Source organism: Corynebacterium sp. CNJ-954 (assembly GCF_001942345.1).
GTDB lineage: Bacteria > Actinomycetota > Actinomycetes > Mycobacteriales > Mycobacteriaceae > Corynebacterium.
Map to the genome: position 1 here is coordinate 1 of NZ_MKKI01000040.1, position 1,034 is coordinate 1,034.

Consider the following 1,034-nt stretch of genomic DNA (forward strand, 5'->3'; position numbering starts at 1 on the left):
GGGGGGGGGGGGGGTTTTTTTTTTTTTTTGGGGGGGGGGGGGGGAAAAAAAAAAAAAAAGGGGGGGGGGGGGGGCCCCCCCCCCCCCCCAGGGGGGGGGGGGGGGCTTTTTTTTTTTTTTTTCGTTTTTTTTTTTTTTTCCCCCCCCCCCCCCCCGCCCCCCCCCCCCCCGGGGGGGGGGGGGGGGAAAAAAAAAAAAAAAGGGGGGGGGGGGGGGTTTTTTTTTTTTTTTAAAAAAAAAAAAAAACCCCCCCCCCCCCCCTTTTTTTTTTTTTTTTCCCCCCCCCCCCCCCGGGGGGGGGGGGGGGGAAAAAAAAAAAAAAAACCCCCCCCCCCCCCCCACCCCCCCCCCCCCCCTTTTTTTTTTTTTTTTTAAAAAAAAAAAAAAAAAGGGGGGGGGGGGGGGGGCCCCCCCCCCCCCCCCCGGGGGGGGGGGGGGGGGTTTTTTTTTTTTTTTTTCCCCCCCCCCCCCCCCCAAAAAAAAAAAAAAAAATTTTTTTTTTTTTTTTTGGGGGGGGGGGGGGGGGCCCCCCCCCCCCCCCCTTTTTTTTTTTTTTTTCCCCCCCCCCCCCCCCTTTTTTTTTTTTTTTTCGGGGGGGGGGGGGGGGCCCTTTTTTTTTTTTTTTTCCCCCCCCCCCCCCCCCAAAAAAAAAAAAAAAAAGGGGGGGGGGGGGGGGGTTTTTTTTTTTTTTTTTCCGGGGGGGGGGGGGGGGCTTTTTTTTTTTTTTTTCCCCCAAAAAAAAAAAAAAAACCAAAAAAAAAAAAAAAATTTTTTTTTTTTTTTGCCCCCCCCCCCCCCCCCTTTTTTTTTTTTTTTTTTCCCCCCCCCCCCCCCCCGCCAAAAAAAAAAAAAAAGAAAAAAAAAAAAAAAAGGGGGGGGGGGGGGGGAAAAAAAAAAAAAAAATTGGGGGGGGGGGGGGGGGAAAAAAAAAAAAAAGGTTTTTTTTTTTTTTTTTGGGGGGGGGGGGGGGGGAAAAAAAAAAAAAAAAGTTAAAAAAAAAAAAAAAACGCCGGGGGGAAAAAAAAAAAAACACC

Annotated in this window: 1 protein-coding gene; it reads left to right on the forward strand. The window is 50.1% G+C overall.

The features are described 5' to 3' along the window. Positions 1-781 precede the first annotated feature (781 nt). Positions 782-1,034 (forward strand): hypothetical protein (locus BJF89_RS20055; protein WP_222843839.1); only part of this gene is annotated, 253 nt, incomplete at its 3' end.